Source organism: Deltaproteobacteria bacterium, from assembly GCA_016208165.1.
Taxonomy (GTDB): domain Bacteria; phylum Desulfobacterota; class Desulfarculia; order JACQYL01; family JACQYL01; genus JACQYL01.
This window is the reverse complement of sequence record JACQYL010000043.1, coordinates 1-8,266: the sequence shown is the minus strand read 5'-3', so window position 1 is coordinate 8,266 and position 8,266 is coordinate 1. Positions and strand designations below refer to the sequence as shown.

Sequence of the window (8,266 nt, the reverse complement as noted above, 5' to 3'; positions counted from 1 at the left end):
TTGTCCTTTACGTGAGACGCATTGGCCGTGCCCTGGAGTTCGGCCAAAGCGGCCGTAGCCCCGATCAGTACGTCGCCGACGCCCACCTTGCACCCGCCGTAGCTCGCCCTGTGGTGGGCGGCGAACAGCTCGATGAGCCTGCCGGCATAGCCGTATTCGCCCTTCATGAAGATGCGTTCTTCGGGAACGAACACGTCATCGAATACCACCAGGGCCTCGCACCCGCCGTAATGCAGGTTGCCCACGTCCGTTCGTCCCGCCTCCAGACGCCGGGTGTCCGACGGCTGGCGGCCGTAGATGAAGGTAACGCCTTTGGTGTTCGACGGCACGGCGAAGGCGATGGCGAATTCCTTGTCCTCTTCCTTGAGGGCCCTGGTGGGCAGCACGATCAATTCGTGGGAGTTGACGCCTCCGGTGATGTGCAGCTTGGCCCCCCGGACGATGACGCCGCCGGGCACTTCGTCGACCACGTGCAGGTATTGATCCTTGTCTTTCTGCTGGGACGGCGAGAGGCTACGGTCCCCCTTGGCGTCCGTCATGCACGCGGCGGGCAAGATGTCATTGCTCTGGATATATTCGAGGAATTCGACGAACGTCTTGTGGCGGTGGGAGCCGAACTCCTGATCGATTTCGTAGGTAACGGAATAGAGGGAGTTCATGCAGTCGAGGCCCGCGCATCGCTGAAAACAGCAGGCCGTTCCCCGGCCCATCTCGCGGAGCATAGTGATTTTGTCGATGAGGTCTTCCGTGCTGTGCTGGATGTGAGCGAACCGATTGATCGAATCATTGAAGAGGTGGGACCGCACGGAGAACAACTCTTCCTTTTGGCCGGGCTCGGCCTGGCGAAACGTTTCCGCCATGGCGACGGCCGGCGGTCTGGATATGGGATGTTCCACCACGTCCTCGATTTGTTCTCCCCCGATAAACACTCGATGTCCAAGATCCTTGAGACTTAAAAGATATTCGTCTCTGGTTTTTTGCGGCATTGCTTCCTCCTGCCCAACTTCAATGATTCGATATGGTTGATGCTTTACGCTGCTGTTTTCTGAGGGAAACTTTGGAAATCCCGCCGGGGCGGGACTCAGACACCCTTCAAACTTCTTGAGTATGGCCGCACCGCCTGTGGCGGAGCGGCTCCCTCACCCGTAGCCCCTCTCCCACAGGGAGAGGGGCTACGATCGGGGCTACTTTGTTACTTCCTCCTCCCCGTTCCGGGGACCAGGGGATCAAACATGCTTTGATTGGGTTGCCCTTATCGTGTCTTATCGGAAATTCCGGTGACGCGCAAACTCCCTCTCCCTGTGGGAGAGGGTCAGGGTGAGGGCCTAACCTATGTCGCTTCAGGGAGACGGTTCTCGCCTATCACCTGATTCTATTCATAGTACTCCGGCGCTTCCTTGACGGTTTTCCACTGGTCCGGATCGTGTCCGTGAATCAGCCACGCCTTTTCGCGATCGACCAATTCGTGAAGCCTGTGAATGCTTCTCGCGGCCTGATCGTTATCCATATTGTTTCTCGAAATCAGCCCATGCACATAGTTATCCGAGCAGGGCACCGAGTCCCCGCTCAGGATCACGGCTCCTTTTTCTTTGAGGCGGACCAGCAGTATCTGGTGGCCCAGGGTATGTCCGGGCATGGGTATGATCTTCAGGCTGTTGTCTCCGTAAATGTCCAGCTCGCCTTCGATCTCTTGGTAGATGAGCGCATGGTGATCCCAGTCGGCGCGGAAATAGCCTTTTCCCTCGAATTCGGAGCTACTCGCGCACTCGAGATCCTTTTTCGAAACCAGGAACGTGGATTTGTTGAAAAACCCATTGCCGCCGCAGTGATCGAAGTGGAGGTGCGAATTCACTACGTAGCGGATATCGTTGGGCGTCATCCGGACCTTTTTCAATTGATCCACCACTCCCGAGGTTTCATCGCCGATGGGCGCGAACGCCTTTGCAAGCCCGCCCCACCGGGCCGTGTCCTCGAATACTTCCGGGTGGGGGCCCGTATCGAACAACACGTTGCCCTCGGGATGCGTTATCAGGTACACGGGCATGGGGGCGTCAATGAACACGTCTTTCGGGACATCCGGAACAAACACGTTCTTGCGGCACCGTATGCGGCCGCAACTGAAGGCGTAGAGTTTCATCATACCTCCCGTCGGTGATTAGACAGTTACATAACATCAATTTTATGATAATCATTCGCGGGGGAAAACTTTCGAGAAAGTTTTCCCCCGCGCCCCTTTTCAAAGCTTTTTGGGCGAGCCGCACCGCCTTCGGCGGAGCGGCTGAGACAGATTTGTATCAAGAGCCGATCTCGGCGAGATTGAGGACCCGCTGTTTGAACTCGTCCAAGCGCTTATTCAGCTCTCCTTTGATCATCATCTGCTGGACCACCACCGGGGCGCCGCCCTGGGTGGATTCCGCCACCAGGATGCAGCCGATGCCGGTCAGGTATTCCATGAGACGCATCATTTTGAGGCGGTCCCTCGTGTCCACGTCCGGGTTCGCCTTCAGGTACTTGTCCAGCAGCGGAGCCAAATCCGGATTAGCCAGATCCTGGGCGCTCGGACTGCACATGATCAACCCGCCGGAGATATCGACGGAAAGACGCGCCGTGTTCCAGAGGGCCATGGTTCCGTGCCGTTTGGCTACGTTGGCCATCAACGCATTGGGATAGAAGCTGCCGGATTCGGTCTTGGTTCCCATGGTGGCCGCCGCCACGATGGATCCCCAGGCCAGCTCGCCGTCATAGAGCATTTCGGCCAGCTTGTCCCTGATGTGGGACGCGCCGCCGACTCCATTGTAATCGGCGATCACCGCGGAACCTCCGATGAGAAGGTCCCGGTGACCGCATTTGCAGGACGTGGTCACGCACCGGAAAGTGGGCGCCGTCTGGGACACCAGCCTGTGGGTGTATTCCGCCTCTCCGCACATGAACACCCGGTCCCACGGTACGAAGACATCTTCAAAGAAGATATGCGCCAGGTTGTAGACCCCATAGCGGGGGTTGCCGAGATCTCCCCGATCACTGTTGAATCGACGGTAATCCGGAGCCGGAGCGCCGTGCACGTACGTGATGCCCGGAGTGTCGGTGGGCAGAGCGCAAGCCACCACATACGCTTTCTCGTCGTCGCGGTAAGCGGTGGTGGGCATGCAGATCAACTCGTGGGCAATAATGGCTCCCGAAATCTGCAGCTTGGGCCCCCGGATCACGATGCCGTCTTTCTTCTCGTCCACAATTCGCAGGTACATGTCCGGATCGGGCTGTTCGCCCGCCCGTTTGCTCCGGTCGCCTTTGGCGTCCGTGATGCATCCCGCCACGGACAGATCCTCCCTCTGCACCTTCGCGAGGTAGGAGATGAGCCGGTCATGGTAGGGCTTGCCCGTTTTGTTTTGAAGAACGTACGTCAGTGTATGCAGCGCGGCCAGGATGTTGCCGGAAACGCAACGCGCGCCGATGCACATACCGTTCCGCCGGGCCATGTCCCGCATCAGCTCGAAGCGTTTGATCAGGTCGTCCGCGCTCTGATACACGTGGGTCAACCGATTGACCCGTTCGCCCGTGACCGGTGAAAGGATGGTCATCTGCTCCTCGTACGCCGGATCCAGAGCCATGTCATAGGTCATGGCCACGGCTTCAATCGCCGGTCCCGTAAGCTCATGGTCCACGAGGTTGTCGATTTTCTTCCCGAAGGCGTACGCGTTCAGTTTCAGGCTTCTAAGGCTGTCCTTATAAGCGTTTCCTGAGATCAGCGACATATCGTTGCTCCTTCAGTTTTGATGGATGATGCGATCAGGAAGCCCATCCTACCACGCGTGTGGACGGGCCGCATCCTGTTTGCATGTTTGCTGCGTGACCGGTCATCGTTTGATCGTGATGCCGGCTTCTTCCCGGTCCCACGTTTGAGGCGTCAATCCAGCCTCGCGCAACACGTGTTTTCGGATTTTGTCCGTGGGCGTTTTGGGCAGCTCGTCCATGAATTCGATGTATCGGGGAACGTGGAAGTACGGCATGCGGGGCTCGCAAAACCGGATGAGTTCTTCCTCGGTCAGACTCGCTCCGGGCTGCAACACTATGCAAGCCTTGACTTCGTCCTCGGTAAGCACCGGATCCTTGACGGCGATGACCGCGGACTCGAGCACCGCCGGATGGGAGTTGATCACGCTTTCCACTTCGAACGAGGAAATGTTTTCGCCTCTTCTCCTCAACGCATCCTTGATCCGGTCGACGAAATAGTGCCAGCCGTTTTCGTCCCGGTACATGGCGTCGCCCGTATGGAACCAGAGGTTTCGATACGCCTCGAGGGTCTTTTCCGGCATGTTGTAGTACCCCGAGAGGATGCCGTAGGGTTGGTCGTTCCGGACGACCACTTCCCCGACCTGTCCGGGGGGGACTTCGTCATCGTATTCGTCCACGATGCGCACCTGGAAGCCCTTGACCGGTTTACCGCAGGCCCCGTCGGGCATTTTTTCGTCCAGAGGAGAAAAGAGGGGCAGGTTGCATTCCGTCATTCCGTAGGCGGTGATCACCTTGAGGCCGAACCGCTTTTCGTATTCCTTATAATCCGGAGCGGGAACCAGGAAAGCCAGCCGGACCGGGTTGTCGGTGTCATCCGGTTTCGGGGGAACGGAAAAGAGAAGGGGGCCTATGGCGCCCAGACCGTTGAACACCGTCGCCTTGAAAAACCGGATGTCGTCCCAAAAGCGGGACAGGCTGAACCGCGGCGACACGGCCACCTGAGCCTCCGCCAGCATACTCGGATAAACGGTCATCAGTCGTGCGTTGGCATGAAACAGGGGCAAGCAGGTGTAGTCGATGTCACTGGATACGAGCCCCAGGTTTTCCACCACGTTCTCGCCCCAGATGTGGCAGTTCGCATGGGACATCATGACGCCCTTGGACGGCCCGGTGGTTCCGGAAGTGTACAGGATCGTGGCCGGATCCGAGAAATGTACGTTCGCGTCCGGTGAATCGGCGGGGAACGAAGCGAACTCGTCCATGTCCACGCAGTCCAATTTCAAATCGATATCCGGCTTCTTGGCTCCCTTTGGCGTATAAACGACTACCTTTTCGATATTCTTGATCTCATCCTCCAGAAACTGGATTCGGCCCAGATAGTTCTGATCCACGACAAGCACCCGGGCTTCCGAGTTATCGATCACGTACTGTAATATCTGGCCCTTATAGGCCGTGTTGATGGGCACGTCCGCCACACCCGCTTTCCACAGGCCAAACCAGCAGTACATATGTTCCAGATTGTTGTCCAATAACAGGCAAGCTTTGTCGTGTCTCTTGAGACCCAGATTCCTGAATGCGTTGGCGAACCGATTGGACATCACTTCCATTTCACTGTACGTCACCTGACCCTCGCGGGTGCGTACAAAGATCTTGTCCGGTATCCGATCCGCAATATCTCTCAATACTACAGACACGATGCGGTCCGATTTGGCATAGCGTATCATCGTTCATCCTCCTTGTGTGGAAAAGCTCCGTAATCGTTATCCGTGACCAACGTTTGATGCGCGAAAAGATCCTACAAAGGAATATTACCGTGTTTTCGAGGAGGCTTTTGTTCCTCTTTGCTTTCCAATAAATCGAAGCCATTGATGATTTTCCATCGGGTTTCCGTCGGCGCTATGACGTCGTCGATGTTCATGGACGATGCGTAGTAGTAGGGATTGGAAAATCGCTCGGAGTACTCGGCTACCTTGGTCTTCAGGAAGGCTTCGGGGTCTTCCGCTGTTTCGATTTCTTTGCGAAAGAGGAGGGCCGCGGCCTGTTCGGCTCCCATAATGGCGAACTCGCCCGAAGGCCAACTATAGACCAGGTCCATGCCGTGCTCTTTGTGTCCGCCCATGGCCATGTTCCCGCCCCCGTAAGCCTTGCGCGTGACGATGCTGATCTTGGGAACCGTGGATTCGCATACCGCGTACAGGAGTTTCGCCCCGTGCTTGATGATGCCGGAGTGTTCCTGACCGACGCCGGGCAGATATCCAGGCGTGTCCACCAGAAACAACATGGGGATGTTGAAGGCATTGCAGAAACGGACGAACCGCGCGCTCTTCACGGACGAGTCCACGGTGAGGCATCCGCCCAGATGATAAGGCTGGTTGGCGATGACGCCCACGGACCTTCCGCCGAATCGCGCGAATCCGGTGATGATGTTCCTGGCGTATTCGGCTTTGATCTCGAAAAAGGAGTCTTGATCCGCGATAAGCTGAATGATGCGCTTCATGTCGTAGAGTCGGCGCGGATTCGCCGGGACGATGTCGTTGAGGGCGGGATCCGCCCGCCTGGGGTCGTCGCTGCATGCTGTCTTTGGAGGCGATTCCCTCCAGCTCTGGGGAAGAAAGCTCAACAGGGTCCGTATACGCTCCATGCACTCGACTTCGGAGGGCACCCTCATGTCGGCCACACCCGTAATGCGCGTATGAACCTTGGCGCCGCCCAGATCCTAGAACGACACTTCCTCCGACGTCACCGCTTTGATGACCGCGGGACCGGTGATGTACATTTCACCTAGATCCTCGACCATGAAGATGAAATCGGTGAGGGCCGCTCCGTATACGCCATGCCCGGCGTTCCTGCCAAGAATGGCGGTGATCTGCGGCACCACTCCGGAGGCCTGGGTGTTGCTGTAGAACACGGATCCGGAAAAACTCAGATACCGAAAGCCTTCCTGCACCCGTCCTCCGCCCGAATCGTTGAGCTGGATGATGGGGACGCCGGTCTTGGCCGCCAGGTCGATGATTTCGCACCATTTCCGAAGGTGCGTGCACGTGCCGGAACCGCCCAGTACGGTCGCATCATGGGCCAACACGCATACTTTTCTGCCGTTTATGGTCCCGAACCCCGTGACGAGGCCGTCTCCGAGGAAACGCTTGTCCTCCATGCCGAAATCGGTGCTCAGGGTCTGAGCAAAACGATAGACTTCTTCGAAACTGCCGTCGTCAAGGAGCAGATCGATGCGCTCTCTCGCCGTCAGCTTGCCCTTGGCCCGCTCCTTGTCTAATTTCTCGGCGCCCCCTCCCAGTTCCGCCTGTCTCCGCATGTGGAAGAGTTGTTCCAGTTTTCGGGAGCTTTCGTTCGTCATATCGGTGCCTTATTCAATGGATGGGCGAGGTGGAGTGTCGAGGGGAACCCTTTGAAAAGGGTTCCCCTCGGGCTCCCCTCCGAAACTTTTTGAGTATATGTTGGGCGCGTTGCGCCCAACATGCCGGTGCGTTCAGGTGAAACATTTCGAGAGGCTGCCAAGGATTTGGTTCCTTCTGAACAGCCTTGCTTTAAGGCCTTTTGAGTATATCATTTTGATCGATGAGTTTCAGGTAGTCTTCCAATACGCTGACGAGATGGGCTCTCAAGAGCTCCAAAGCCAGGTCCTTTTTCCTTTCCACAATGGCCTGCAGCAAGCCCCTGTGCTGTTCGCTCGAATGACTGACCCGGTTCGCATCGGACCGGACGATAATTTCGATATATCTCCTCATTTTATCGTTCATATTGGCGTAGGTGGACGCAATGAACCTGTTGTTGCTCTTTTTTATGATGAGGTAATGGAAAGAGAGATGAGTATCGATGGCGGCGTTCTCGTCGTTATGGTTCATGTGGTTCAGAGCGTTGTCCATGATCTGCTTGAACTCGAGTATGTCTTCGTCGGTGTAGTCGTCCAGTCCGTACTCCAGGCAATAGTGTTCGAGGGCTTCTCTGACCTGAAACAGCTCTTTGCATTCCCGGGTGGAGATGTCCGCCACAAAGCAGCCCTTGTAGGGCACGGAATGGACCAGGCCCTCCTGCTCGAGCCGCTGAAACGCGTCCCGGATGGGGGATTTGCTGACTCCCAGCGCATCGGCCAGCCGCTGCTCGATCAACTGTTCCCCCGGCAGGAAGGACAGGTTGATGATGTTCTCCTTGATGGTATCGTAGACCCGATCCTTGAGAAGCTGAATATGCTGGATTTTGGCCAGTTGATGTGGTCTGTTCATGTAATCGCACCTTAGGTGAATAACGGATGGTCTTTGATCGACTACAAGCGGTTGAACGATGGCGCCGGCGGGGCTTGGGCCGTCCGTTCGGCCTGAATCCCGATGTTCTGAACTGTTCATATCGCACATCGCATATCATATATGATCGGTCGATGGCAAGGGCTTGGTGCGGGCGGATGGCCGTGGTAATTGTAAAGTGACCGAGGGGAACCTTTTAAAAAAGGTTCCCCTCGTGCTCCCTTCCAAAATCTCTTAAGCGGCGATGCCCATTCCGTCTGCGTTGCAGGCGGAAT

At 56.7% G+C, this 8,266-nt stretch carries 5 protein-coding genes and 1 pseudogene; all 6 read right to left on the bottom strand.

Translation table 11 applies throughout. The features are described from left to right. On the bottom strand, window positions 1–986 hold a 986-nt coding region (locus HY788_09000), incomplete at its 3' end, for a 4-hydroxybutyryl-CoA dehydratase (GenBank protein MBI4774301.1). 386 nt (window positions 987–1,372) lie between these two features. After that, on the bottom strand, window positions 1,373–2,140 hold the full coding sequence (locus tag HY788_08995; protein ID MBI4774300.1) for an N-acyl homoserine lactonase family protein: 768 nt from the start codon (window positions 2,138–2,140) through the stop codon (window positions 1,373–1,375). A 154-nt stretch (window positions 2,141–2,294) separates the two neighbouring features. Then, window positions 2,295–3,752 (bottom strand): 4-hydroxybutyryl-CoA dehydratase, encoded by a 1,458-nt coding sequence (locus HY788_08990; protein ID MBI4774299.1) that lies wholly within the window; start codon window positions 3,750–3,752, stop codon window positions 2,295–2,297. 102 nt (window positions 3,753–3,854) lie between these two features. Continuing rightward, window positions 3,855–5,456, bottom strand: a complete 1,602-nt coding sequence (locus HY788_08985) for an AMP-binding protein (protein ID MBI4774298.1) — start codon at window positions 5,454–5,456, stop codon at window positions 3,855–3,857. A gap of 71 nt (window positions 5,457–5,527) precedes the next feature. Next, window positions 5,528–7,087 (bottom strand): annotated as a pseudogene (locus HY788_08980) (acyl-CoA carboxylase subunit beta). Window positions 7,088–7,277: 190 nt separating this feature from the next. After that, entirely contained in the window at window positions 7,278–7,973 is a 696-nt protein-coding gene (locus HY788_08975) for a GntR family transcriptional regulator (protein MBI4774297.1), read from the bottom strand. Between the last annotated feature and the right edge of the window lie 293 nt (window positions 7,974–8,266).